A 26,067-nucleotide genomic window follows, 5' to 3' on the forward strand; every position below is an offset into this window, starting at 1 on the left:
TTTCTCCCTATAAGTACTTCTTAAAGCGACTTGCCGTCATGGCTACCATTAAACCCATCAATAAACTGACAGGCACAAAGACATAAGCAGGGGTGATGCTGACAGGTAGGGCAAGCCAGAGCATGAGTAAAATCACAAGTCCTCTTTTTAAATAATGATTAAGCCTGTGGAAGACATAAGAGGATTCACGACCTAAACAAGCAGTGCGTATTGCTCTTTGGTTTAGACCATCAACCAGACCTGCAATCATGGTGAGAGAAAATAATGGTACGGCAGCAAACAAAATAATGAGTTTGATTAATAGACATTGGCTACTTAATAAAATCAACTGTAAGAATTTTTGTGATTTTTCAATTAAGTCTTTGATAAGATCATTAACGGCCAATTTGTTTAAGTAGGGTATGGTTGTTAATGCCCATCTTGGTTCAGGATTTAAAGGAAGAGATGCCAGAAGTGAACCTTGATATACAGGAGTAATTGCTTCTCTTTGGGTGTTTATAAGGACATTCACTTTTTCAAAGGCATAGGGATAGCCATGCAGTAGCCATTGGCTTATCGCCCAAATGATTATTGCTAACCAACCTAAAAAGAGCACTATAGTCAATTGCATGGTCAGTTTTCTGGAGTATTGCTTTACTGCCATACAGCCCCCTCAGCAATAATTAAGGGGTAATGTTGTTCATGGATGTAATCAAGCAGCGGATCAACATTGACGGGTAATAAGGGTAATTTGAATTTTTCTTGTAGAGCCACAATGGTTTCAAAGTCATTCACATTGGTGATGAGTCCTGTGGCTTGTATGGATTTTAATTGTTCTTGATGTTGTTCTAACCATTGAATGGACTCTTTATCTGCACCTATAACAAACAAGGCCATATTTAACAGATTGGTATCCAATGTTTTGCGGCTGATTTTGCCTGTGGTTGCTTTACTCTTGGCGGGTATGCCTATTGGGCTAGATAAATTTAATTTTAATGACGCATCACTTTGTGACAAGGTTAAAGGGATCTCATTCATACTATGAACATTCAAAGCGACCAACAGTAAGAGCAAAATCCTAATCATTAAAATCTCCCTAAATCGACGACTTGCGAGCCTTTGCCATTGGCGACTAACAATAATGGGGTTTGTTTCTGGGGTAGTGGTAAACCTTCAAACTGTTGGTTGCCAGGATTTAGCGTAATTTGCTGGCTCGTTACCATTTGAATAGGGATTTGATGTCTGTTTGCCCACAGTTGTATGGCATTGTTTTCCATATCAAGAAAAAGCAAGTTGAGCTTTGTGTTTGGTGTTTGATTAATCGCATCAATCAATAGCAATACAATGGTGGTGACCGCATCATCAGGCCTTATAAAGAAATAGAGTGTTTCACCTGCTTTTAATTGAATAGGTTGATGGGCATAGGGTGAATAGGGAGATGGATCGAAATCACCAACTACGGGTACATCTTTAAACAGTTCGTTATAGGCTTTGTAAAAGGCATTGTTCCAAGCTATGTTTTGCGCCACCTTTTGGGCTTCCTGGTGTGCTGCAAGTTTTGCAAAATGTTCCCGCTCATTATCATCTCTGGCATTAAGACCAAGGATATCAACGGGTGTCATATGCAGATTTTTGTAGTACATACCGCTTCTGTTTTGCATTAATTGCAGATAGCGTTTTTCTTCTGTTTCACTCAAACCCCAATTTTTGGCTTCTACTCTTTGATTGTCATTCAGTTGAAATTCTTTTTGTTCAATAATTTCATCATGAAACTCTGACACACCAGCTCTAGCCAATGCATTATTAGTCTGTTGAATGGGCGGGGTGACAATTCCAGGAATGTAGAAACCAGCTACGGCCTGCTGCCCTAGAAGTAGTCCTATAGTCAGAGTAAACAGCTTAACCATGGTTCACCTCTTGTTGTTTTAAGTGAACCAGTGCATGAGCTTTATCGGTATTTTCAAATTCTATAGTTTGCTTGGCATAGTTTATTTCAAAGACCATCCAGCCCGCTAAAGTATCTCCTTTTTCTATTGCTTGCGTTTTGTAGTGGTAGGCTATAGATGCAACAGGAACCTCCTGAATACTATCTATGCTCAATACCTTAAATGGCAGTTGGCTTGCCGGGAGCATTCTCACAGGTTGTTTTGCCTCATCCAAATGGCGTAATAAATCAGTAATGCCTTCAAGTTGTTTTTTTATTGCAACTTGTTCTGTAGTGAATAGCTCACCTAATTGATGATCGTCCTTATTTTGTAGTTGCTGAATGAATGTGTTTAATTGTTTGAGGTTTTGGGTTATTGGCGATAAATCAAGTTGTTCTACAGGCTGTTTTAATTGGGTTTGAATTGATGTGAGTTGCTTGCTAAATGTGTTTAGCTCATTATGATTTGTGGTCGATTGTTTGTTTACGCACACACAAACAATTAATAAAACATTTAAAGCAAGTAGGCTAACCCATTTAAAATCCAGATACTTTCTCACCCTACTCTCCTTGCAATCAGGCTAAAATTGACCTCTCTTAACAAATCGTTTTGTTTAAGATTGAATAGCTGTTTTCCGACTAATACAGTCAGGCCATGCTCAATCGTTAAAGGACCAAGATTTCTACTGACTTGTGGTAATGGTTGTTGAAATACTTGTTGCAGGCTTTCGCTTTGTTTTTCCTTGGGTGCAAGGTGATAGCCCGAATAACGTAACCAGTAATTTACGGCTTCTCCTATGGTTTGAATTACTACAGGAAAATGAATCTGCTGAACCGTTTTTAATGGATTAATTTGGGCAGCTAATGGTTGATTGTTGACTGTGGCATAGCGGCTTACTTGTGTGATATTGGCTGCATGAACTTGCAATCCACATAAAATGAGGCTGCATAGTATGGCTTTTCTAGGCATTTTTTCCTCCTGACTGTTCTGAACAATTATTTCTTAGAGCCTGTGCTAGAGCATGTTGTGCAACGGCTTTTCGGATAAAGACCTCCTTCCTCTCAACATCTATGTGCTTTGGGGCTTCTATACCAAGTTTGATAAGTCCTTCGTTCTCTGAGATTAAAAGCACTTTGATTCGTCCTTTATCAATGTAAATTTCCTCACCTATTCGGCGGATTAAAGTCAGCATGATTTTTCCTCCTTAGCCTCTTTAAAGAGGCTTTCTTTCATTTGGTTGATATGGAATTGAACGACTTTGGGATCGGTGCGTATATGTACTTCTTTTTTCTTTTTTAATGCTTCTTGGCGAGCCTGGATGCTCTTTTTGATCGTCAAGCAACATTCATAGAAAAGTGGCAGAGAAGGAGGATAATGTTCAGTTTTCTTGGTTTTTTCCAAAGCAAATTTCAGCACTTGATTGTCGAATTCTTGAAGACTATCTGACCATTCAAGTCTTGCAATTTCCAAAACTTTTGGATTGTTATATGCAGAGAGCCATAGGTAACCGTATATGGCATTAAAGCGTGCAAAAAGGGTATCAATTCGTTTATCGCTTACTGGTGGTTGCCCCGAATTGGATGACGTTACTTGCGACTTCTGGGATGGGGTCGTCTTCAAATTCGAAGCTGAAGCTTGCGTCTTTGCAGGATTCAGCGAGGATATCTGCTGCTGATTTTCTACGAGAACCTGTTTGATTGCTTGCATGAGTTTGCTCCTGAGTTCTTAAGGGTAGTAGTGCATCGTTCCAACATTGTTGCGCTATCCAGTTAGCGGGAAATTTCCACTTGGGAACCCACTCACCAGCGAGTTCCATTTCTTGACGGTTTTGAATTTGTTCTTGAAGAGCATCAAGGATTTGAGAAAATAAATTGTCATCAGGACGTAATTTAAAAAACTCCTGATACGCCCTGGTTTCATCCAGCTTCTGTGGATAAAGAGACCAAAATTTTTGAAATTGTTGGCGCACACACACATACATATCTTCTGAGTTATGAGGTATGTCGGGTTTTGTGTTTTTCACTGTGTTGGGTTTTCGGTAATCTTTATCGTAACCAAATGATTTAATATTATTTTTATCGTTCGGATTTGTGTTGGGTTGATGTGTCGGGTTTGTGTCGGGTTTATTTTGAACAGACAAATCCGAATTGGCTAACAGACATTTTAAAATGAGTTGTTTACCAATAGATTGAATCTCAATAAGACCAGCACGTTCAAGGGCATAAATGATACGACGTAATTGTTGACGGCTTGGACTACCAGAATGTTCATAACCTTGATGAGGTTCAACATAGAGGGCTTCAGAAAGCTGTTGATAGCTGATTTTACGTTTAACGCCAACTAGAAATGTCTCTCTATCCATATATGGACGAATCCCCAGCAAATAGGCTGATTGCTGAATATAAGGCAATCCCATTAGCGCGGATAATTCATCGGTGTTAACAAACAAAAATCCCATTTCTCTTTTTATCCTTTAAAAACACTATTACCAACAACGCTTGCACTATCAAATGACTTCATTTAATATCAATCAATTACACGAAACGTGTTGTTGATAAGCCATTGTAAATAAGCACTTTTTAGAGTCAATGGGGTATTTCTGATTGATAGCAAATGAACTTAAATGAACATAAAAAAAATTATTGGCAGTAGGATTACGCAAGCTAGAAAAGCAAATGGATTGACGATTAAGGTTCTGGCTGAAAGGACAGGATTAGGCGTTGCTAGAATTGGGAATTGGGAGCAGGGAACAAGGAGTCCTGGGCCAGCAGAGACAAAATTGTTGTCAGAAGTTTTAAATGTTGCAGGTGCTTGGCTACTATGTTTGACAGATGATCCGAGAGGTGAAAATGTTTGTCTTATAAAGCCTTTTGATAAATTGGATTGATAATTATGTTTAATACAAAAACGCTATTCATTCTTGGAGCTGGCGCTAGCGCACCTTATGACTATCCTATTGGTAAACAGCTAATTCATAACATCATTGAAGATATGGAAGATTATATTTTTATACCTAAATATCAATCAAAAAAAGTTCCCCCATATTGGAATGAAAACGATAAAAAAAATAATGTGCTATATGATTTCAGTCTGTGCATTGAAGGGTTTGAAGATATTGCATTATATGCAGATGAAAGTGAACAAAAGCATTATGAACAGTGCAGTGGTGATGGTCTTTTTAGGATTTATTATATATCTAAAAGTAACCCTGCAAACTATGCTCACCAGTTCTTTTTTAAAATTAAAATAAACCAAGTAGATGTATTCGCCGAGTTAAAAAATGCCTTAGAAATATTAGACCCAGTATCAATTGATGCCTTTTTAAGGGACAACCCCTCATATGCTCGGGCGGGTAAAATGATGATCCTGTACTCTCTGTTAAAAAGAGAAGATCCTTTGAAATTTAATATTAATCAAAGCGATGACAATTGGTATTCTTTTTTGCTAAATGACTTGGTTTCTGAATGCGCTGATAGGCCCGAAAAGTTAAGCGAAAATAAAATTAAATTTATTACTTTTAATTACGATGTTAGCCTCGATTATTTTCTTCATTCAAGACTTAGAAAGATTGAGAACTTTGTAAAAAGTGATGATAAATCGAATTCCCCAGCAGATTGCTTTCTCAATGAATTGGATATTGAGCATGTTTATGGACAATTGTATCCACTGGTTAATTCCGACCACTATGGAAAATATATAGATATAAGTGAAGGTAATAAACTTCCAAATATTCAAATTTCATGGGTAGGTGGTACAACCCAACAATCTTCATCTCAGCCTTTAACCTCCCTAAAACTGATACAAAACTTCAAACGATTTATTTTTAGTTTTGAACAGTACAACAACATAAAAACGATGTATGACGAAAGAAACAATCCCACAGAAAGAGATGAAATGATCGTTAAACATAAAGAGGCGATACAGTGGGCTGAAGAGATAATTTTCATTGGCTTTGGTTTTGACAGGGATAATCTCAATATGCTTGGCATACCAGATACTTTATCTGAATATACCCAAATGTTACCTGGGAAAACAATACGATACTTAAATTACAAAGGAATGATGAAGTCATTGTCATTTGAATTTGAAAATATTCAAAAGGAGCGTAATGCTCTACTGAACTCTAACTCACGTAAAGATAAAAGCAAAATTATTAATATAATTCAATCTACAGCAGATAAAATTAGTAGTGCTTATCAGAATGATTTTAAAAAATTCTTATTTAAATAAAAAATTACAGGGGTAATGATCCTAATGGCAATAAAAAAATCAGAATTATACTCATCACTTTGGGCAAGTTGTGATGAGCTTAGAGGTGGGATGGATGCTAGCCAATATAAAGATTATGTATTGGTATTATTATTTATCAAGTACATCAGCGATAAGTATGCTGGTAAGCCCTATGCGCCAATTATCATTCCCGAAGGAGCAGGCTTTCAGGATATGGTTGAATTAAAGGGCAAGCCAACCATTGGCGATGATATTAATAAGAAAATTATAGCACCCCTAGAAAATGCCAATAAATTAACAGGTATGCCTAACTTTAATGACCCTGAAAAATTAGGCAGTGGTAAGGAAATGGTTGAAAAGCTTACGAATTTAATCGCCATTTTTGAAAAACCAGAGCTTAATTTCAGTAAAAACCGAGCTGATGGAGATGATATTCTTGGGGATGCCTACGAGTATCTCATGCGGCATTTTGCAACCGAAAGTGGAAAAAGCAAGGGGCAATTCTATACGCCTTCAGAAGTCAGTCGAGTAATGGCCAAAATTATAGGTATTGATAAAGATCAAACTTCAGCAGCAACTACCGTATATGACCCAACTTGTGGCTCTGGTTCTTTGTTATTGAAAGTAGCTGATCATGCACCGACCAAAGTATCTCTTTATGGTCAAGAAAAGGATGCCACCACTGCTGGTTTAGCACGCATGAATATGATTCTTCATGATAATCCTACCGCAGAAATCAAACGTGAAAATACCTTGGCTAATCCCCTATTTAAAGATGGTGATGGATTAAAAACTTTTGATTATGTGGTTGCTAATCCACCGTTTAGTGATAAACGCTGGAGCAGTGGAGTCGATACAGAAAATGATCCTTATAAGCGATTTGATGATGGCGTCCCACCAGCAAAAAATGGAGATTATGCTTATCTTTTACATATTATCCGCTCTTTAAAAAGTCGAGGTAAAGGTGCATGTATTTTACCCCACGGTGTTTTATTTCGTGGTAATGCTGAGGCTGATATACGAGAGGCTTTGGTTCGTAAAGGTTTAATTAAAGGCATCGTAGGTCTTCCAGCTAACTTGTTCTATGGTACGGGTATTCCTGCATGCATCATCATTATTGATAAAGAAGGATCGGCTGATCGTAAAGGCATTTTTATGATAGATGCTGGCAAAGGATTTATTAAAGATGGAAATAAGAACCGTCTAAGAGAAATGGACATCCATAAAATTGTGGATGCATTTATCAAGCAATTTGAAATTGATGGTTACAGCCGATTCGTATCAATTAAAGAAATTGAAAAGAATGACTTTAATCTCAATATCCCACGCTATATTGACAGCAGCGAACCAGAAGACTTACAAGATATAGAAGCTCATTTATTAGGTGATATACCCAAAGCAGATATTGATGCTTTAGAAGACTACTGGCAAATCTTTCCTAACTTAAAGAACACACTATTTAAGAAGGCTACACGAAGCGATAAATATTATACGATCAATGTTGATAAGGCAGAGATAAAAGACACTATCTATCATCATAGTGAATTTACTCAATACATGGATGAGATGGCCAATGTATTTGATGACTGGAAGAAAAAAACAAGTGAGATTTTGAAGGCACTAGAAAAAGATTTTCATCCAAAAGAGCTTATCTATCAAATCAGCGAATCATTGCTAAATACCTATATCGGTAAACCGCTTATCAACCAATACAATGTGTATCAATATTTGATGAACTATTGGTATGAAGTTATGCAGGATGATTGTTATCTAATAGCTGCAGATGGCTGGAAAGCGCCTACTTATCGAATTATAGAAAAAAACAACAAAGGAAAGAAAGTCGATAAAGGATGGACTTGTGATTTAGTGCCAAAAAACTTGGTTATCGATCGATATTATCAAAAACAGCAACAAGCAATTGATGAGTTAAATACTGCATTGGAAACAGTACAGTCCCAAAAAACAGAAATGGAAGAAGAGCATAATGTTGATGAAGGTGCTTTCTCTGATTTAGATAAAATCAATAAAAGTACTGTTACCTCCAAACTGAAAGAATTGAAATTAGAGGCAGATACTCAAGAGGAACAAAATATCTTAAGCCAATATCTGGAACTTTTAGCACAAGAATCAAGTTTAAAAAAATCTATTAAAGAAGCTGATGCTAAGTTGGATGCGTTATTGCTAGATTTTTATCCTAACTTATCTGAAGCGCAAATTAAGGATTTGGTTATTGTAGATAAATGGTTATCAACTATTGAAAAGGATATCTACTCTGAAATGGATCGTATCAGCCAGTTACTAACACAAAGGATCAGAGAGTTAGCCGAGCGTTATGAATTGACATTGCCAAACTTAAATAGGCAAGTTAATGAATTAGAGCAAGCGGTGAATCAACATCTGGAAAAGATGGGGTTTGTATGGAACTAAATGAAGGGTATAAACAAACTGAAGTGGGCTTACTTCCGAAAGATTGGGATGTTGTTGCTATTAAAGATATTGCTTCAAGGAACAAAAAGTGGAGCTTCACAGGGGGGCCTTTTGGCTCAAACCTCAAGTCAACGGATTATACCAATTCTGGCATTCGTATTATTCAATTACAAAATATTGGAGATGGCAAGTTTTTGGATGATTATGCTATATATACTTCAATAGAAAAAGCCAATGAGTTATTGAGTTGCAACATTTATCCTGGAGATTTGATTTTATCAAAAATGGGTGATCCTGTAGCTAGGGCTTGCTTGGTACCAAATATTCATAGTCGATATTTGATGTGTTCAGATGGTATCCGGCTAGCTATAGATGGGACAGAGGCTTCTTTTTTTTATTACAACTTTATTAATTCACCTTCATTTAGAAAGCAAGCAGAGGAAGTTAGTACCGGATCCACGCGTAAAAGAATTGGCTTGACTCAATTAAAAAAACTTTTGTTACCTAAACCAAGTTTGGCTGAACAAACTGCCATAGCCAAAGCCTTAAGCGATGCGGATGCATGGATACAATCCCTTACCCAACTAATCGCCAAAAAACGCCAAATCAAACAAGGTGCTTTGCATAACTTATTATCTCCAAAAGATAATTGGTTTGAAATCAAACTCAAAGATGTTGCAATTTTAAAAGCCAGAATAGGCTGGCAAGGATTAACTACTTCAGAATATTTATCAAATGGTAATTATTATTTAGTAACAGGAACTGAATTCAAAGATGGATACATTGATTGGGCTAATTGTTACTACGTTGATGAAGAGAGATATAAACAGGATAAGAGTATTCAATTACAACAGGAGGATGTATTAGTTACCAAGGATGGGACGATAGGCAAAGTAGCATACATAAATGCTCTTGATAAACCGGCGACATTGAATAGCGGGGTTTTTGTAATTAGGCCCAAAAAAGAAGCTTTTGAGCCTTTGTTTTTTTACTATATTCTATGTTCTAAATATTTTTCTACATTTCTAAATCAATTAACAGCTGGCTCTACGATTAATCATTTATATCAGAAAGATTTCGTTGATTTTTCTTTTAAATCGCCACCATCACTTGAAGAGCAAAAGAGTATAGCGTTTGTTCTATCTGACATGGATAATGAAATTTCTGGATTGGAAAGAAAGTTAAAAAAAGCCAAACAAATCAAACAAGGCATGATGCAAAACCTATTAACCGGAAGGATACGATTGATATGAGTCAAACGGTAAATAAACCTGAACGTGCAACTCAACAACGCGTCGTAAACTTGTTTAGGGACAAACTAGGATATACCTATCTAGGCAATTTGATTGATAAAGCTGACAACAGCAATATCGAAGTGCCTTTACTAGCTAGCTATTTAACACAAAAAGGCTATAGCATCGATCATATTAATAAAGCACTCGATAAATTGCTGTCAACTGCTAATAGCCATGCTCATAATTTATATCACAATAATAAAAATGTTTATGAGTTATTGCGTTATGGCATACCTGTAAAAATTGAGGCTGGTTTACCAACAGATACTGTTCACCTAATCGACTGGCTGCATCCTGAAAATAATGATTTTTATGTGGCTGAAGAAGTCACAGTATTTGGTAATAAAGAAAAGCGCCCTGATGTAGTCTTATACGTTAATGGTATTGCTCTTGCCATACTTGAGCTCAAAAATAGCCGTGTTTCTATTGGAGATGGTATTCATCAATCTTTGGTAAATCAAAAACCTGAATTTATCGGCTCTTTCTTCTCAACAGTCCAGTTTATCTTGGCTGGGAACGATTCAGAAGGTTTGAAATATGGAACTATTGGAACCAGAGACAAGTATTTTCTTAAATGGAAAGAAGATGAAGCCGACAATAAAGGTTATAAATTAGACAAATATTTAGGCAAAATTTGTAATAGAAAGCGTTTTATTGAAATTATTTATGATTTTGTACTGTTTGATGGAGGGGTAAAAAAATTACCTAGAGTGCATCAATATTTTGGAATAAAAGCAGCTCAAGAACATATACGCCGAAAAGAAGGTGGAATCATCTGGCATACCCAAGGCAGTGGTAAAAGTATTGTTATGGTGCTTTTGGCAAAATGGATTTTAGAAAATAATCCCCATGCTCGGGTCGCCATCATTACCGATCGTGATGAATTAGATAAACAAATTGAAACTGTTTTTACCGACGCTAATGAAAAAATCTATCGTACCAGTAGTGGTCGAGATTTGATGGAACACTTAGGGCAAGCAACCCCGCGCTTGTTATGTTCATTAATTCATAAGTTTGGTAAGCGTGATGTTGATAATTTTGAAAAGTTTATTAAAGAACTAGAGGCTCAACCTAGCCATGCTGTTGGTGAGATATTTGTTTTTGTGGATGAATGTCATCGAACACAAAGCGGTAAACTACATCGCGTCATGAAAGCAATGATGCCAGATGCTGTATTTATCGGTTTTACCGGAACACCCTTATTGAAAAAAGATAAAGCCACTTCATTAGAGGTATTTGGAAAATATATTCATACTTATAAGTTTAATGAAGCGGTTGAAGATAGTGTGGTCTTGGATCTCATCTACGAAGCGCGAGATATCGATCAACGTTTGAGTTCTCAACAGCGAGTTGATGATTGGTTTAGAGTTAAAACAAAAGGTTTGAATGAGTTTCAGCAGGCTGCCCTTAAAAAGAAATGGAGTACGATGCAAAATGTTTTAAGCAGTCGTCCTCGTATGGAAAAAGTTGTTGCTGATATTGTCTTTGATTTTAGTGTGAAACGTCGTTTAAATTCAGAACGAGGCAATGCCATTCTAGTTGCATCCAGCATTTATGAAGCCTGTCGATATTATGAAATGTTTCAAAACCCCAATACCGGATTGAGAGGAAAATGTGCCGTAGTGACCTCTTATAATCCCCAAAGCAAAGACATCACCACTGAAGAAACTGGTGCTAATACAGAAAGTGATAAACAGTACATTTTCAATACTTATGAAAAGTTACTTGAAAACGTTAAGCCAAGAGCGGGTAAAAGTAAAACTGAAACTTATGAAGATGATGTAAAGAAATTATTTAAAGATGAACCTGCCAATATGAAATTATTGATTGTTGTCGATAAACTTTTGACAGGTTTTGATGCCCCAAGTTGCACTTATCTTTATATTGACAAATCGATGCAAGACCATGGTTTATTTCAAGCTATTTGTCGAGTCAATCGATTAGATGGCAGCGATAAGGATTATGGTTACATTGTTGATTATAAGGATTTATTTCCCAAAGTTGAAAATGCAATTTCTGTATATACTTCTGAACTTGAATACGATGGGTTTGAGTCAGAAGACTGTGATATCTTATTAAAAGAGCGGCTAAAAGTTGGAAGAGAAAAGCTTGATACCTCTTTAGAGTCATTAGAAATGCTGTGTGAGGATGTAAAACCTCCTAAAAGTGACCTTGATTATATTCATTATTTTTGTGGCAATACTGAAATTCCCGAAGATTTAAAATCTCGCGAACCGCTCCGATCCGCTTTATATAAGGCAACGGTCTCATTTATTAGAGCTTATGCCAATATTGCCGATCAGTTAGAAGAAGCAGGTTATAGTGAAAATGAAATCCAACATATAAAACAGCGCATAGATTTTTATGTCAAACTACGTGAAGTGATTCGTAGAGCAAGTAATGAAACACTGGATTTAAAATCTTATGAAGCTGATATGCGCCATCTTTTGGATTGTTATATCCAAGCTGAAGACTCAGTTGTGATCTCACCATTTGGCGATACACCTTTAATTGATATTATAGTCAAAGCAGGTATTGATGAAGCGGTTGATTCTATTCCTGAAGGGCTTAAGGGAAATAAAGATGCTATTGCAGAAGTCATCGAAAATAATGTACGTAGTATAATTACAAGGGAACATCTGCTCGATCCTGCCTATTTTGAACGAATGTCAAAACTACTTGATGAGTTAATAAAGCTAAGACGTGAAAAGGCCATTGCTTATAAAAAATATTTAGAAGAAATAGCAGAACTAGCAAGAAAAGTAGCAACAGGTCAGGCAGATAATACTCCTTCAAGTATGGATACTCCCGCTAAAAGAGCCTTATACAACAACCTTGATAACGATGAGTTACTTGCTCTTCAAATTGATGCTGCTGTCAGAGTTAGTAAAAGTGATGGCTGGCGTGACAATATAGCTAAAGAAAATGAAATTAAAACAGCTATTTGGAAAATAGTACAAGATGAGGATGAAGTTGAAAGGATATTCAAAATAATCTTTGAACAGGAAGAATATTAAATGACGGATTTGATAATAAACGATATGGATGTTGAAGTGGTTCAGAAGAATATTAAAAATGTTCATTTAAGTGTAAATCCCCCCATTGGACATGTTCGGGTCTCTGCTCCAGACCAGATGCCTCTTGATGCAATTAAAGCTTACGTACTTTCTAAACTAAAGTGGATTAGAAAGCAGCAAAATAAATATCAATCACAAAAACGTGAGACTCGAAGAGAATATATTGAAAAGGAAACCCATTACTATAATGGCAAGAGTTATCTACTAAAAGTTACCGAGTTGGATTCTTCTCCGAAAGTAAAATTGCACCATTCTCAGATTGAGTTACAAGTTCGCCCCGGCTCAAGCAGAGAAATGAGACAAGAGATTTTAGAGAGGTGGTACAGGCAGCAATTAAAATTAAAACTTTCCGAACTCATACCTTTGTGGGAAAAAAAACTTAATGTTTCAGTTTCATCATTCATTGTTCGTAAGATGAAGACAAAATGGGGAAGTTGCTCACCTCAAAAAGGTACTATTAGAATCAATCTCGAGCTAGCAAAAAAACCAGTTGAATGCCTCGAATATATTGTTGTTCATGAGATGGTTCATCTAATAGAGCGATCTCATAACAATCATTTTATAAATTTGATGGACAACTACTTGCCCAAATGGCGGTTTTTCCGGGATGAGCTTAACCAACTTCCAACTTGTTATGTAGACTGGAAAAGTTAATCAAAATCTTTAGGTGTTTTTTTATTATCCACTCACTCACACGCAACCTTAGTTTGATGCATTTTTAAATAGTAATGCAGAGGTTGCGGAGTTTCTTTTTATAAACATACAACCTATGGCTGCGAAGACAAGAATAAATACTAGCCATGATGGTGATGAAGCAACGCTTGTTTTTTTGACCAAAACCAACGAAAGCAATGGAGCTAATCCAGCTGATAAACTAGCGGCTGTGGAGTATAAAATTGACAAAACAGTACAGCGTAATTTAATTGGAAACATCTCCGATAATATTACTGGAACTGTCGCATAATAAGCTCCTGCAGGAATTGCAATTAATGCTTGTCCTAGTAAAAGATTAAAAATATCCTGATTAGACAGTGCATAAAAGAATGGCTGAGAAAGAACTAAGAAACCAAAACTAGCAAAGATAACAATTTTCTCTCGATTCATTTTATCAGACAGTTTTCCGACTAAAGGAAATACAGCAAGTAAGACAATTAATGAGAGTATATTCGACAGGATTATTTCATGATCCTGAAAATGACCATATAAATGTGCTTGCATTGGTCCATAAATATAAATTTGGAACGTAGTAGTAACACCCAAACAACTTAATATGAATACATAAAGCGATTGTATCTTGTTGTTTTTTATATAACTGACTGACTCAGAAAGTAGACTTTTAAATTTAGGCTTTGGCCTATCCGCATAGTACATGATGTACTCCATGCTCTCAGGAATACACAAACGGATGTATAAGCCTATGGATGAACCTAATAACGCAAGGACAAAAGGCACGCGCCAGATTAGCCAATCTTGCTCAGGATAGTGGTTAGTAAAGTAAGTAACTACTAATGCCACCAATGACGCTACCAGCATCCCTGACATAGCGCCAAAGGAAGCCCAGCTGCCCGAGTAGCCTTTTTTTGCTGCCTCGGCATTTTCAACCAGATAAGCTGAGGAATTCAGATATTCTGCACCACAGGAAAAGCTCTGGATAATTCTCAATACTAATAAAGTCACAACTGAAAATATACCTATAGTACTTTGCGGAGGGATGAAGCCAATTAGAGTGGTTGATACACCCATTGCTAGTATTGATCCTGCTAAAATAATTTTCCTGCCATAGATATCAGATAGCAATCCCATTATCATAGCCCCAATAGGCCTAGCTAGGTATCCAGCAAAAAAAGTTAGAAAAACAAGAAACAAACCCTTGGATGCATCACCGATCAGGAATTTAGCAATATAGACTGAGAGTAGGCCGCAAATAGCCATGTCAAAGGATTCAATTAAATTGCCTAGTGTGCCTGCCAAAATAATTCGGGTTTGGTGCTTCATCATATTATCCTTTATTTTGCAGTTCCGATAATGTGGTTATTGAGTCTTGATCCTCTACTCGGTCTAAAAATAAAAAACCATCCAGGTGATCAATTTCATGTTGCAGAATTCGGGCTTCTAACCCAGAAGCTTTTTTGGTAATTCTATTTCCATCTATGTCAAAGCCGGAATATTCAATATCCATAGCTCTTGGAACCTCTCCCATTAATTCCCCGCAATTCAGGCAACCCTCGTAACTAGTTTGAATTTCCTGGGAGAGAATCTTTAATGAAGGATTGATTAAGGCTGTATCAGGAATTGGGTATTCTGGTTTTCTCCGTTTGGTGTAATTAGTTCCAAATACAATAACGCGTTTGCTTATACCAATTTGAGGAGCAGCTACACCTACAGCACTTTTGTCAGCCATAATGTCGAACATAGTTTTAATCAGTTCTTTTAACCATTTGCTGCCAAATTCTGATTCTGCAATTGGCTCAGCGGTTTGTTTTAAAATAGGGTCGTTTTTATCCAGGAGTGTGTTCATAGTTCACCTGATTGTTAATGATTAATTTAAGTTTGGGTTTCGTTGTTATGCAGGGCTGCTGGTCGGGAAAAGTTAAGTACTCTTGAATTCGCCTTAATGCAAACTTGCCCATGGCTGATAGTTTGTCGCAATGAATGGAGCTTTTATTCTGGATATAGGGATTGAGCCGTTTTAATCCAAATGAAAAGATTGCCCGATAAGAATCATATTCAGTAGGAATGGAAATACCCGTAATCAACCCTGGATCTATTTGTTTGTATTTTTTAATTGCTTCTATACAGCCTATATGAAGCAGTTCGCTCCATAATTTGGGTTGATCTTGGTTGATAAAGCTTAGTTGAAAACAACCGTCAAAAAGCCACAGACTTTTCTCAATTAAATTTTGTTCTATAGATGGATTCGAGGACATAAAAAAGATCTGTCCTTCATGATTAATAAGGGCAATAGAAGCATAGTCTGTTTCTACTTGTCCTAGTACATCAGAGAACACTTTACGCATGATGACAAAATGTTCAAAAAGAAATTCTTTGGCTTTAGGGTGAAGCCTTACTTCAACAGCTGTTACATCCATATCTACAAACTTCTTAAACTGCATGACTGTGCTTTTTTCTTTTTTCTTCGTATGAAGAAATAGAGCCTATGGCCAAGTCAATGATTTTTAGTAAATTATTTTCCGAAGTGTCAATAGAACGCACTTCCTTGATCAATCCTAACACAAAATCAGCGTAATCGTCATTACTCCCTTGAGAAATGGGGTATAAATGGTGGCTTTGTTTCAAGATGTAGTGAAGCAGTGTTTCATCGACTTCATTTTTCTTAGGTGCAGAATGTCCTTCCTCACCGAAGAGTAACCATCCTGGGTTTACTTGCAGATGTTGAGCTAGCTGTTTGACTTTTTCATAGTCAGGTAAAGCAATACCCCGTATATAACGTCGGCAAATTTGCTCAGATGCACCAGTAAACTCAGCGAGAGTTTTAATGCAGATGCCATTTGGGGAGCGAGAGGCAGTGTGTCCTCTATCTTTGAGCGTGTTAATCAATCGCGTTGCAAAGGATTGATAAGGTCCATTACTCATAAAATTATCCTTGTAATTTAACGTCGTAAAAAAATTATCATATAAAATAATATCATTCAATATCATATCGTATATTAATTAAAATATTTTAAAAATAACTATTGATAACAAAATTAATATCGTTTTAATATTGGTTTCGCCAGATGATACTGAATGTTAATTTGGCGCGAATTATTTTTTTGTATAGTTGTTTTACAGGAGTATGTCGAAATGTTTCATGATCAGAAGCTCACCATCTATAAAGAGATCATTCAGTATTTACTGGATTCTACCAATTTTTCTCTACAACGAATTGCCAATTTAGCTAATTTGTCAGTGGCTCATTTACAGTTGATTCATCACTTTGATCGGTTACCCAAGGAAAGCAAAGTTGAACTAAATTTACTGAAGCTATTTACCATGGTAATTGATGTAGAGCACAAAGGTAAATGGAAAGTGGGTTTGCTGCTTAAGTAACAAATCGATTTGGAGAGTCAAGAATGCAACCTGCAAATGAATTATTTACACAACAAGTTTTGTTTATTAACGATGTCGAATCCATTATTGGCAAAGATCGTTTGACCTTACGCCGTTGGTGGATGGATGGGAGATTTCCTAAGCCTGTTAAATTACATGGCACAACACTGGCTTGGCATAAAGACGTAATTGATAATTGGATTAATCAATATATAAAGTAAAATCTACCTCATTGTTCAAAGTGGCTGATAGCTACTTTGAGCAATTTACCCGTTATAAGTAATACTTATCATCTCCTTTCTCTAAAATAACCTTAAAACCACAGGAGTGGGAGATATTTAAAAAGTTACTTAGTTTTACATCGTCTTGCTCACCTGAGCGAATTTTTTGAATCACAGTAGGAGAGAGGCCTGCTTTTTCCGCAAGTTTTCTCACAGTCATTTTGCCATTTTTCATCAGTGCTTTGATGATTTCAGATAATAGAAATTCATCATACTCTTTTTCAAACTGCTCACGAAAAAGAGGATCCTGCATTTCTCTTTCAAAAGTAGATAATTGTTTCTCACTCATAATAATCACCCGATTTTACTCTATTGGTATACTCCTCCATAACCTTTAAAGCCTTGGCTTTTTCGGTTAAGGGCAACTTATCCTGCTTTTTTCTGAAGGCATTAGTTAGAATAATTTTCTTGTCTTCAAAAAAGAAACATAAAAATCTATCCGGTTTAGGCTTGAAAGCATAAATTTTATCTCCTTCGTGCCTAAACTTGGTCTTATCGTGAATGATACCGGCATCACCCATTCTCTTTAAAAGCTTTAATAACTGAATACGTTCATCTTTATCTAAAGCGTAATAATATTCTTGAGATTGGCTATACTCTTTTTCATCAAAGTACCATTCAATCGTAAATTTATCACCCCGATAGGCGATATACTCAATATTTTTATTCATTATAAGTGTACCACTATAGTTGCACAAATTCAAATGTGTGAATTAGTTAATTCTTCGATTAGGTTACTCCATTTATCTAAAGCTTCTTTGCGTTGATACAGCATTTCGTCTTTATTATAAGTAGCCATGATTTTAGGCATTTTATGCCCAAGACATTTTTCTATAACAACAGGATCGATTCTTAAGGTTTCTCCAAGCTGAGTAGCAAAAGTACGTCGCAGGTCATGTGCTGTCCATTGAGGAATTCCAACACGGTTTTGAATGCGTTGGATTGCTTTAGCAATCGACTTATCAGCTAGTGGAACATCATCATTGGCTCCAGTTAAAACAAAATTAGATAGGGTGATTTCTTTTATTTCCAGCAGGAGCTTTTTAGTAAGATTACTGAGATGAATTTTCATATTCATCCCAATTTTATGATTTTCTGCAGGGATGATCCAAAGAGACTTCTCAAAATTGAATTCAGACCATTTGGCTAGTCTTAACTCGCCTGTTCTTGCTCCGGTTAATAAAATGATTTTAATGGCATTTCTAATTTGAATGGACATAGAATGATTATCACTGTCCAAAAACAACCATAATTGTTTAATTTCATCGAGATCAAGGTTGCGATCTCGAGACTTTTCTAATCCCCCTATGTCTCTTGCTCGAATGTTTGTGGCTGGATTAATTGCCATTTCGCCTCTACTTACAGTGTAATTAAAAGCTTGCTTTAAAGTACTTAGGACTTTATTAGCATGAACAGGAGAGCCTCTTTGCACTATATTATCCAATGCTTTTGCTATATCTCTGGGTTGTATTTTTTCAATCTCAAATGTTCCTAGCAGGGGGATAATGTCAGCATCAATTTGTTGTTTTATCTGTTGGGGTTGTTTACGGTGTTTAACAATATAATTGTTGTACCAATCAGAAATTATTGTTTTCACATTATTATTTTTTTTGAGTAATTTTTGTTGAATAATTTCTTCAGGATCTTCGCCTGATTGCCTAATCTCCCATAAATCATTAAAGGATTTTCTTGCTTCAGCAACCCCCATAACTGGGAAATTACCTATGGTAAGCCATTTTTCTTTACCACCGAATTTATACCGGTAGAACCAGGTTTTAGTACCTTTAGGGGAGACACGTAAACAAAAGCCATTGCCCTCAGTAATATGGTATCGACTTTTTTCAGCGGTTAGATTAGCTATTTTATTATGCGTAAACTTTTCCATAGTTATGACCTTTATAACGGTTCCAAATTTGGCTACACCTTTGGCTACACTTTTTTATTTGCTTGTATGAAATCAATTTATATCATTTGAAGTATGCAAAGGCAACAAATCCTTTATTTAAAAGGAGTTATAGGTTATATTTGAATTTATTTGAAGTTTGATGAAATTGGTTTTCACTAGCATGGGGTGCTAGTGGTCGAAGGTTCAAATCCTTCCGTCCCGACCAAAAAATCCGGCTCTTTCCCAATTACGGGGGCACTCACATTTAACAGCACAGCACCCTAACACGAGTTCTGTAATTTTCAAAGTTACGAAAGCCATAAGCTCTTCTTTGAATCAACTTCATTTTTCTATGAAAGCCTTCAGCAAGCGTAGCCTGGTTGCTTGCAACCAGGATTTATCAGAGGCGGCAAAGATTATCAGGCTTTTGTAATAACAAAGATGCTATTTTATGTGGTGCAAGTTCACAAAGAAGAGCAAAACCTCAGGGTCAATTACAGGTGAGACAAAACTCGGGGCGGTGCGTATTTTTTTACGCTGGCATTAAAAGATCGAACATCAGGTGAAATCCTGGTTGCTCGCAACCAGGCTACGCGTGCTATATATCGCGGCTCTTTCCCATTTACGGACATTAATCAAGAACACAAAACTTTAACCCTTAATCTGGAGTCTTCAAAATTTCTAAAACCATAAGCGCAATGTTGAATGAATTTCGGCTCTTTCCCATTTACGGGGGCCCTCACATTTAACAGCACAGCACCCTAACACGAGTTCTGTAATTTTCAAAGTTACGAAAGCCATAAGCTCTGGCTCATCCCCATTTCCGGGGGCATTAATCAAGAACACAAAACTTTAACCCTTAACCTATAATTTTCAAAATTTCTAAATCCATAAGCACGTCGTTGAATTAGCTTCATCTTGCGATGAAATCCCTCCGTAATGCCGTTGTTTTTAGTAAACCGCCACATTCTAACCACTTCTTCCCGCCATTGATATAATGTTTTACCTAGAGTTTTTAGTGACTCAAAAGGACTTTCTTTTAAAAGCGTTACGTATTTAAGAAACAAAGGCAGTAAACGCCGACACTGTTTTGCTGTCCGATGCTTTTTCATCAGGAGTCGATGGAGACGTTGCTTAAAGTGATAGATAGCCGCAATTGCTGGTTGGTGCTGTAAATAGCTGGCTCTTTTATTTAATCGTTTTATCGTTAAATTGGCTTCATTCGTTCTTAATGCAGCTAATAGACCACGTTGATACTTTATTTGAGGGTCAATTTGTTGATAAGTCTGGAGACTCATCTGATTCAACAAGCGAATCACATGGAAACGATCGGCAACTATCTTTGCATTAGGAAAATAACGCTTAATTAACAAGCGATAGCTGCTGCTTAAATCAATACACACTACAAGTACTTTATCCCGACCCTCTAAGGACTTGAGATAGCTCTCTAAGTCTTTAGCACTACGCCCTTCAACCACATCAAAGATTTTGTGCTTGGCCAAGTCACAAAAGGTTGTAGCATACCCAACCTTTCTATTAAATGAATGCTCATCCAATCCTAAGATGCGAGGACAAGAGCGAGTTGCTATCTTTTTATAACGTAGTGCATAACCATAGTGATACCAACGCTCTACAGTCGATTTTCCCAGCTTTAAATCTCGCGCCAAATCCTTTTGACTCACTCCTTTGCTATGGTAGTGAAACACCTGCTTTCGTAAACTCTCCGTCGCTCTTTGATGTTTCCCTATCCCAGGAAATCGCTGATTAAAATAGCGTCCACAAGATGGACAATAATACTTATGGGCTTTGATACACAAATAACTCCGACGCAATCCAATCGATTCATGACGGATTCGTCTTATAAAACTGTCCTTTTTACGCAGCTTCTTATTACCGCAATGAATACAGCGAACTACCCAACGATAACTCACCTCTATGTATACTGGGTTTTCTCCACTTACTCTTTTAATAGAATATCCTGGCAAATTTAGGATACAATCTCTTTTAGGCATTTTAATCTTCCTTTTGACCGCGAAATCAAAGAGTTAGTCTAAACTAACTTGATTAAAATGCCCCCTTTTTTGGGGTAGAGCCTAAGCTCTTCTTTGAATCAACTTCATCTTTCTATGAAAGCCTTCAGTAATCCCATTAGACTTTCTGAAACGCCACATACGCACTATCTCTTCCTTCCATTGACAGAAAGTCTTTCCAAGAGCTGCCAGGGCTTTAAACGGACTATTTTTTAACTCATCAAGCTTATCTAAAAATAGAGGAATCATTTTTTTACACCAATCTTTATTCATGGATTTATGTAGGAGCAATGAATGAAGTTGTTGCTGAAATTGATATATAGCATTTATTGCTGGGTTATCTTCGAGAAAGGCATCACGTTTAAGCATTCGTTGGGGTGATAATCTATCAGGGCGTGTACGCAGTAAAGCCAAGATGCCTCTGTTATTTTTTATTTGGCCCGATAATTCGCGGTAGGTCATCATACATTGATGTTGAAGTAAGCGAATGACATGAAAGCGGTCAGGCACTATTTTGGCATTGGGAAAATGTTTTTTAACAATGGAACGGTACGTACTACTTAAGTCCATACACACTTTAACGCGTTCCTTTCCTACCAAAGAAGCAAGATAACTCGAAAGGTCTGTCTCACTTCTTCCTTTAACAATATCAAAAATTTTATGTTTCTTAAGGTCACAAATCGTTGTGGCAAATCCTTGTTTTCGACTAAAAAAATGTTCATCAATACCCAGAATGGTTGGGCATGGTGTATTCATTAGCTCTCTGGCTTGTTCCTGATAGTGCCGATGATACCAGCGTTCTATGGTTGCCTTACCTTTATTAAATTGCTGAGCGAGGTCTTTTTGAGATATACCCCGTGTGTGGTCATGAAACACGCACGCTTGTAAACGCCATGTCGAACGTTGATGCTTATTGATACCAGGGAATTGTTGGTTACCGTATCGCTTACATCGATTACAATAAAGTTTATATGCTTTGAAACGTAATAAAGTACGACGATTACCAATTAACTCGTGAGCCACTGTTCGCATATAAGATGATTTTTTACGCACCTCTTTGCTATGACAATGCGCACAGCGGGGTAATCGATGGTATGAAATATCCAATATAAGGGGTTGATAGCCACTCACCTTTTCTATAGTAAATCCAGGTAAATTTAAGATAAGATTATGCTTAGGCACTTTAATCTCCAATTTGATCGCGAAATCAATTAGTTAGTCTATACTAACTCGATTAAAGTGCCCCCTTAATTGGTGTAGAGCCGTTTAAGAAAAAGAGGTATTAACCGCGTACACTGCTTTGCAGTGCGGTATTTTCTCATGAGTAGCCGATGTAATCGCTGTTTAAAATAATAGAGTGCAGCAATGACAGGCTGTTGCTGCAAATAGCGCTCTCGTTTATTGAGTCGCTTTACAGTACGCGTAGCCTGGTTGCTTGCAACCAGGATTTATCAGAGGCGGCAAAGATTATCAGGCTTTTGTAATAATAAAGAGGCTATTTTATGTGGTGCAAGTTCACAAGGAAGACCAAAAACCTCAGGGTCAATTACAGATGAGACAAAACTCGGGGCGGTACGTATTTTTTTATGCTGGCATTAAGGATCGACAATCAGGTGAAATCCTGGTTGCAAGCAACCAGGCTACCCGTGCTGAACGCCCCTCAACCACATCAAATATTTTATGTTTGGCCAAGTCACAAAAGGTGGTCGCATACCCCACCTTTCTATTGAACGAATGCTCATCAAGGCCTAATCCTCGGGGACAGGAACGAGTCGCTATCTTTTTATAACGTAGCTCATAACCGTAATGATACCAGCGCTCTACAGTCGATTTACCCAGCTTTAAATCTCGAGCCAAATCCTTTTGACTCACTCCTTTGCTATGGTAGTGAAACACCTGTTTCCGTAAACTCTCACTCGCCCTTTGATACTTACCTATCCCCGGAAAACGCTGATTAAAATAGCGACCACAAGCAGGACAATAATACTTATGAGCCTTGATACACAAATAACTACGACGCAATCCAATTGATTCATGACGGATTCGCCTCATGAAACTATCCTTTTTACGTAGCTTCTTATTCCCACAATGAATGCATCGTACAACACATCGATAAGTGACTTCGATATAAACCGGGTTCTCTCCACTTACTTTTTTAATAGAATATTCAGGCAAATTTAGGATACAATCTTTCTTAGGCATTTTAATCTTCCTTTTGACCGTCAAATCAAAGAGTTAGTCTAGACTAACTTGATTAAAATGCCCCTTTATTTGGGGGAGAGCCTGCATTTTCCATTCTAAATAGGATATTTAGAGCTTCATAATCATGGAGATGTAACCATCTGATTGGTATATCAAAAGTATCATCCTCGTTTCTATTTGCGCTCTTTCAGTCCATAATTGGCTCAATATTTTAATACTATTTATTGAAATTATAATACAACTAGCTCCTACTGACTCATTTGATAGTTGCTCTAAACACTTATTCACAGATCAATGGGGTCAGACTCGATTGATACAGATGTTATTTTGTAAATCACAATCGCGGCAATTTTAAATGCGTTTTGTGAAGTATAAAATTAAGTCAATTTACACAAATTCCAATGAATAGGCATAAAAGTTACTTCTTACATAAAAACAAACAGCAGCGTAGGCTGGGCTGAAAAACCCAGCAAATGCTCTATTGAAGAGACTAATACTTAATATTATGTATTTTAGCTCACAATCAATTTCAGAGCTAAAGCTAACGATTTGAAGCTGGACTTTTCAGCCCAGCCTACGATCTCTTTTATAACTCATAATTTATAGAGGTTTAAAATTCTAATGATAGAATGCCAACCAATTTTCAAAAATTATTATCTTCTGACATGAAGGCGCTAGCTGAGTGGGAGGGTATTACACCGCTTGCTAGCAATGAATGGATATGTTGGATTGTCAATTATTATAGTAGGGGCGTTTTCTCCTCCCTTTTTGTTAGGGTAAGATCCGCCCGATGATCTTTTTGCACCAAAATAAAATTATAATCGAATGCGATAAAAAAAGAATTTGATTTTAATTCATTAGCTTTTTTTGTCCTCAAAAACTTAATCTTTTATTGAACTTCTTAATGATTCCCTTGATGAAAACTTTCCATAGTCCGCCTTGTTGCTTGGATATATTGCATGTAATATGGAAACATTGTATTCCTTTTAAGGATAAGTATGCGTAACAATAGAATAACCTTAGCACTCTCAGTACCATTGCTAAGTCTTTCTTTGAATGTGTTCAGTTCAATTAATCCTTCCGATTTATATTTAAAGCCAGTTACCGACCCAGTGGTTAATATCCCTGTTAATGAAAATGGATCCGTAAAATATCGTTTAACCAACAAGGGTAAAAAAGCTTATCGCTTGCAGTTGAGCCCAATCCAGGGCTTGATTCAGGAAACTGGCAAACCTAAGCTCTGTGGTCAGAATATCGACTTACCTCCAGGAAAAAGTTGTTTGCTAAGTTTTATCATTGACGGTTCAGAAGCGATTCCTATGACGAAATCTGGTCCTGTATTATGCGATAAAGGATGGAAATCGTCAGATGAAGCGGGCTATGCTGCCAATACATGCATACAACCTGCGATGGATGATCGCTTGAGTTTGAATTTTGTAACTCCCCCAAAAGTCACTTTGTCCATCAAAGTAGATGGAGAAGAAAAGACCACGGCTAAAACGAACAAGATGGGTTGTTTTGCTTCAAGGAAAGGATGCGCATTAACGTTATTTCAAAACAGCAGCACGCAAAAATCGATTACTCTGACCAATACATCTCAAGAGAGAGGTAAAGACATCCAAGCCTATGGACTTCCTGAAGGAGTAACCCAGGATGCTAGTCAATGTAAGGAGTTAATGCCAAACAGCTCTTGCACGATTTACTTTAAATCCGGAAGCACAAGAACCTTAAGCAAAGCTGTTGAGATTAAAGGCACAAACACTATAAATTCTTCTATCACCATGCAAGTTTTGGATATTGGCGATCCTTATGCAGGGGGGATCGTTGCTTGCATGAACGGAGGTCTTCAAAATTTGATTGCTGCGTCGGTCAATAATTCACACGATATGGGCTGGGGCTCCACTAAAATAAGAACTTTTGCAACCAGTTCCAGAGACGGACAGAGGAACACGAAGAAAATCATTAGTGCATTAGGAAATAATGATGATATACCCTATGCGGCACAATTGTGTGATGACTATGAGGTGGATTCAGAAGGGAACTCGCCTTGTAAAACAGGCACCTGCTATAGCAATTGGTTCTTGCCAGCTGAAAATCAACTCTATTGTCTATACGATAATGCTCCGTGGATAGCTCAATTTCCACAGGGTGACTATTGGAGTTCTACTGAAGTTGCTGACGAAAAAATGTCTACTGCTTTCGCCATGCTTATGATATCTCGTGCTGCTGGTTCCGCAACTTCTTATTTTAAGGATAATCTCGAATCAATTCGTTGTGTATCTATCTTCAACCCTTAGGTATTATTTAAGCCCATAAGAGTTCAATGCTTATGGGTTGGCACAATTTAGAGTTTTTCCAAAAAAGCTTTTAACTAAAAATATGGAAAAAGGGTTTAGCGTTAGACATCATCCCAAGGGGCAAGTCTTTTGATTATCGTATTAACTTTTAAATGAAGCTCAGAGTTTTTCTATAGTTCATTTGCAATCATAAAAGAGAATTGTAATTGATGAGTCTCTTGGATTATGGGTTAAATTTGAAGTTATTAAATAAGTACTGGCAAGTGCAATTGTCAGTTAAGAGAGGTTAACAATGGGGAGCAGATCTGAATATTTTAAAAATTATGTATTCGGTGATAGACCTCAAAATCGATAAATCCACTCTCATGGGTTTTTCAATGCAACAATGA

Annotated in this window: 26 protein-coding genes and 3 pseudogenes; 9 read left to right on the plus strand and 20 right to left on the minus strand. The window is 37.0% G+C overall.

The features are described 5' to 3' along the window. Positions 1 to 7: 7 nt before the first annotated feature. From DYH34_RS03530 to DYH34_RS03565, 8 genes are read right to left on the minus strand one after another with little or no spacing between them, the layout of a single operon-like run. Positions 8 to 643 (minus strand): TIGR03747 family integrating conjugative element membrane protein, encoded by a 636-nt coding sequence (locus DYH34_RS03530; RefSeq protein WP_058463390.1) that lies wholly within the window; start codon positions 641 to 643, stop codon positions 8 to 10. Next, positions 634 to 1,065 (minus strand): integrating conjugative element protein, encoded by a 432-nt coding sequence (locus DYH34_RS03535; protein WP_058463389.1) that lies wholly within the window; start codon positions 1,063 to 1,065, stop codon positions 634 to 636. The genes DYH34_RS03530 and DYH34_RS03535 overlap by 10 nt, the downstream gene beginning before the upstream one ends. Continuing rightward, positions 1,065 to 1,886, minus strand: coding sequence for a TIGR03759 family integrating conjugative element protein (locus tag DYH34_RS03540; protein ID WP_058463388.1), 822 nt, complete (start codon positions 1,884 to 1,886; stop codon positions 1,065 to 1,067). Before DYH34_RS03540 ends, DYH34_RS03535 begins: the two co-directional genes overlap by 1 nt. Further along, entirely contained in the window at positions 1,879 to 2,463 is a 585-nt protein-coding gene (locus DYH34_RS03545; protein ID WP_058463387.1) for a hypothetical protein, read from the minus strand. Before DYH34_RS03545 ends, DYH34_RS03540 begins: the two co-directional genes overlap by 8 nt. After that, entirely contained in the window at positions 2,460 to 2,873 is a 414-nt protein-coding gene (gene pilL2, locus DYH34_RS03550; protein WP_058463386.1) for a PFGI-1 class ICE element type IV pilus protein PilL2, read from the minus strand. The genes DYH34_RS03545 and pilL2 overlap by 4 nt, the downstream gene beginning before the upstream one ends. Beyond that, entirely contained in the window at positions 2,866 to 3,096 is a 231-nt protein-coding gene (locus tag DYH34_RS03555) for a carbon storage regulator (protein WP_058463385.1), read from the minus strand. Before DYH34_RS03555 ends, pilL2 begins: the two co-directional genes overlap by 8 nt. Further along, entirely contained in the window at positions 3,090 to 3,569 is a 480-nt protein-coding gene (locus DYH34_RS03560; protein ID WP_242606199.1) for a hypothetical protein, read from the minus strand. The genes DYH34_RS03555 and DYH34_RS03560 overlap by 7 nt, the downstream gene beginning before the upstream one ends. Then, positions 3,454 to 4,362: a hypothetical protein gene (locus DYH34_RS03565; protein ID WP_058463384.1), complete on the minus strand. Its 909-nt coding sequence runs from the start codon at positions 4,360 to 4,362 to the stop codon at positions 3,454 to 3,456. The genes DYH34_RS03560 and DYH34_RS03565 overlap by 116 nt, the downstream gene beginning before the upstream one ends. A gap of 165 nt (positions 4,363 to 4,527) precedes the next feature. Here DYH34_RS03565 and DYH34_RS03570 point away from each other — a divergent pair, with 165 nt between their 5' ends. From DYH34_RS03570 to DYH34_RS03595, 6 genes are read left to right on the plus strand one after another with little or no spacing between them, the layout of a single operon-like run. Beyond that, positions 4,528 to 4,791 carry a helix-turn-helix domain-containing protein gene (locus DYH34_RS03570; RefSeq protein ID WP_058463383.1) on the plus strand — a complete coding sequence of 88 codons (264 nt, stop codon included), beginning with the start codon at positions 4,528 to 4,530 and terminating at the stop codon, positions 4,789 to 4,791. A 5-nt stretch (positions 4,792 to 4,796) separates the two neighbouring features. Continuing rightward, positions 4,797 to 6,134 (plus strand): hypothetical protein, encoded by a 1,338-nt coding sequence (locus tag DYH34_RS03575; RefSeq protein WP_058463382.1) that lies wholly within the window; start codon positions 4,797 to 4,799, stop codon positions 6,132 to 6,134. 24 nt (positions 6,135 to 6,158) lie between these two features. Beyond that, on the plus strand, positions 6,159 to 8,561 hold the full coding sequence (locus DYH34_RS03580) for a type I restriction-modification system subunit M (RefSeq protein ID WP_058463381.1): 2,403 nt from the start codon (positions 6,159 to 6,161) through the stop codon (positions 8,559 to 8,561). Further along, positions 8,552 to 9,814, plus strand: a complete 1,263-nt coding sequence (locus DYH34_RS03585; RefSeq protein WP_058463380.1) for a restriction endonuclease subunit S — start codon at positions 8,552 to 8,554, stop codon at positions 9,812 to 9,814. The genes DYH34_RS03580 and DYH34_RS03585 overlap by 10 nt, the downstream gene beginning before the upstream one ends. Next, complete coding sequence (locus DYH34_RS03590; RefSeq protein ID WP_058463379.1) at positions 9,811 to 12,873, plus strand: type I restriction endonuclease subunit R; 3,063 nt, start codon at positions 9,811 to 9,813, stop codon at positions 12,871 to 12,873. The genes DYH34_RS03585 and DYH34_RS03590 overlap by 4 nt, the downstream gene beginning before the upstream one ends. Further along, the gene (locus DYH34_RS03595) at positions 12,874 to 13,587 is read left to right on the plus strand and encodes a M48 family metallopeptidase (protein WP_058463378.1); all 714 of its coding nucleotides are present in this window, start codon (positions 12,874 to 12,876) and stop codon (positions 13,585 to 13,587) included. Positions 13,588 to 13,635: 48 nt separating this feature from the next. On the opposite strand, the gene DYH34_RS03600 is transcribed toward DYH34_RS03595, so the two are convergent. Genes DYH34_RS03600 through DYH34_RS03615 form a run of 4 tightly spaced genes read right to left on the minus strand, consistent with a single transcriptional unit; the run spans position 13,636 to position 16,527 of the window. Beyond that, on the minus strand, positions 13,636 to 14,928 hold the full coding sequence (locus DYH34_RS03600; protein ID WP_058463377.1) for an MFS transporter: 1,293 nt from the start codon (positions 14,926 to 14,928) through the stop codon (positions 13,636 to 13,638). Positions 14,929 to 14,932: 4 nt separating this feature from the next. Then, a complete protein-coding gene (gene def / locus DYH34_RS03605) occupies positions 14,933 to 15,451 on the minus strand; it encodes a peptide deformylase (protein ID WP_058463376.1) in 519 nt (172 codons plus the stop codon). Further along, positions 15,432 to 16,046, minus strand: a complete 615-nt coding sequence (locus tag DYH34_RS03610; RefSeq protein ID WP_172465398.1) for a flagellar biosynthesis protein FlgJ — start codon at positions 16,044 to 16,046, stop codon at positions 15,432 to 15,434. Before DYH34_RS03610 ends, def begins: the two co-directional genes overlap by 20 nt. Continuing rightward, positions 16,036 to 16,527, minus strand: coding sequence for a helix-turn-helix domain-containing protein (locus DYH34_RS03615; RefSeq protein WP_058463375.1), 492 nt, complete (start codon positions 16,525 to 16,527; stop codon positions 16,036 to 16,038). The genes DYH34_RS03610 and DYH34_RS03615 overlap by 11 nt, the downstream gene beginning before the upstream one ends. 210 nt (positions 16,528 to 16,737) lie before the next feature. On the opposite strand from DYH34_RS03615, the gene DYH34_RS03620 reads away from it, so the two are divergent. Together DYH34_RS03620 and DYH34_RS03625 are read left to right on the plus strand one after the other, a co-directional pair. Next, positions 16,738 to 16,983 (plus strand): hypothetical protein, encoded by a 246-nt coding sequence (locus DYH34_RS03620; RefSeq protein ID WP_058463463.1) that lies wholly within the window; start codon positions 16,738 to 16,740, stop codon positions 16,981 to 16,983. A gap of 23 nt (positions 16,984 to 17,006) precedes the next feature. Continuing rightward, entirely contained in the window at positions 17,007 to 17,204 is a 198-nt protein-coding gene (locus DYH34_RS03625; RefSeq protein WP_058463374.1) for a helix-turn-helix transcriptional regulator, read from the plus strand. 52 nt (positions 17,205 to 17,256) lie between these two features. Here the strand turns inward: DYH34_RS03625 and DYH34_RS03630 are convergent, their stop codons facing one another. The 8 genes and pseudogenes from DYH34_RS03630 to DYH34_RS03665 form a co-directional block, all read right to left on the minus strand. Beyond that, positions 17,257 to 17,553 carry an AsnC family protein gene (locus DYH34_RS03630; RefSeq protein ID WP_058463373.1) on the minus strand — a complete coding sequence of 99 codons (297 nt, stop codon included), beginning with the start codon at positions 17,551 to 17,553 and terminating at the stop codon, positions 17,257 to 17,259. Then, the gene (locus DYH34_RS03635) at positions 17,546 to 17,935 is read right to left on the minus strand and encodes a type II toxin-antitoxin system RelE/ParE family toxin (RefSeq protein WP_058463372.1); all 390 of its coding nucleotides are present in this window, start codon (positions 17,933 to 17,935) and stop codon (positions 17,546 to 17,548) included. Before DYH34_RS03635 ends, DYH34_RS03630 begins: the two co-directional genes overlap by 8 nt. A gap of 29 nt (positions 17,936 to 17,964) precedes the next feature. Then, on the minus strand, positions 17,965 to 19,149 hold the full coding sequence (locus tag DYH34_RS03640; protein ID WP_115342553.1) for a tyrosine-type recombinase/integrase: 1,185 nt from the start codon (positions 19,147 to 19,149) through the stop codon (positions 17,965 to 17,967). A 265-nt stretch (positions 19,150 to 19,414) separates the two neighbouring features. Further along, positions 19,415 to 19,519 (minus strand): annotated as a pseudogene (locus DYH34_RS18670) (transposase); the annotation flags it as partial. Positions 19,520 to 19,985: 466 nt separating this feature from the next. Beyond that, positions 19,986 to 21,161 (minus strand): ISL3 family transposase, encoded by a 1,176-nt coding sequence (locus tag DYH34_RS03650; RefSeq protein WP_058463644.1) that lies wholly within the window; start codon positions 21,159 to 21,161, stop codon positions 19,986 to 19,988. A gap of 81 nt (positions 21,162 to 21,242) precedes the next feature. Further along, positions 21,243 to 22,361, minus strand: coding sequence for an ISL3 family transposase (locus DYH34_RS03655; RefSeq protein WP_115342555.1), 1,119 nt, complete (start codon positions 22,359 to 22,361; stop codon positions 21,243 to 21,245). A gap of 83 nt (positions 22,362 to 22,444) precedes the next feature. Beyond that, a pseudogene (locus tag DYH34_RS03660) lies at positions 22,445 to 22,603 on the minus strand (ISL3 family transposase); the annotation flags it as partial. Between the two features lie 222 nt (positions 22,604 to 22,825). Beyond that, positions 22,826 to 23,381 (minus strand): annotated as a pseudogene (locus DYH34_RS03665) (helix-turn-helix domain-containing protein); the annotation flags it as partial. A gap of 998 nt (positions 23,382 to 24,379) precedes the next feature. Between DYH34_RS03665 and DYH34_RS03675 the strand changes: the two are divergent. Beyond that, on the plus strand, positions 24,380 to 25,678 hold the full coding sequence (locus tag DYH34_RS03675) for an Lcl C-terminal domain-containing protein (protein WP_058465871.1): 1,299 nt from the start codon (positions 24,380 to 24,382) through the stop codon (positions 25,676 to 25,678). Positions 25,679 to 26,067 lie beyond the last annotated feature (389 nt).

This window comes from Legionella cincinnatiensis, from assembly GCF_900452415.1.
GTDB classification, from domain to species: Bacteria; Pseudomonadota; Gammaproteobacteria; order Legionellales; family Legionellaceae; genus Legionella; species Legionella cincinnatiensis.